This is a genomic window from Liquorilactobacillus sicerae (assembly GCF_029916425.1).
GTDB lineage: Bacteria > Bacillota > Bacilli > Lactobacillales > Lactobacillaceae > Liquorilactobacillus > Liquorilactobacillus sicerae.
The window spans coordinates 1-557 of sequence record NZ_JAHAVQ010000130.1; the positions used below are offsets into that span (position 1 = coordinate 1).

Here is a 557-nt window from a genome sequence, read left to right on the forward strand (position 1 = left end):
GAAAGATGTTGATTCATGAAGATAATTAATTTAAAGTTTCCGAACAGATACAGCAACAAAAAAAAAGAATTTGTTTTGGCAATGGGTTACTTTGATGGTCTCCATTTGGGCCATCAAACTGTCATTAAGCAAGCTAAAAAAATTGCTGACGAACAGCATTTAAAGCTAGCTATTTTAATGTATTCACAGTCACCGACAGGTTTCTATATTAACGATCCAATTTTAAAAGTTCCGATCCTTCCATTTCGACAAAAAATGCAGATGCTTGATAAAATCGGCGTCGATACAGTTTTTTTGATTTATTATAGTTTAGAGTTCGGTGATCAAAACCCAAAGGATTATGTTGACAATTACTTGGCCAAACTTGGTGCTGCGGTTGTTGTTGCCGGTTTTGACCATACTTATGGATCCCTTAAAGAAATAGCGGACATGAAACATCTACCCGGATATGCTGACGGACGTTTTAAAGTTCTAACAATTGGGGAGTGTGCTGATTATTTTGGCAAAATTTCATCAACAAGAATTCGACGTCTACTATTTGATGGGAATCTTCAGGC

1 protein-coding gene is annotated in these 557 nt (G+C 36.3%); it reads left to right on the top strand.

Features of this window, described 5'->3' with window-relative positions; genetic code table 11:
* Positions 1-15: 15 nt before the first annotated feature.
* Positions 16-557 (top strand): adenylyltransferase/cytidyltransferase family protein (locus KH893_RS11625; RefSeq protein WP_281166256.1); only part of this gene is annotated, 542 nt, incomplete at its 3' end.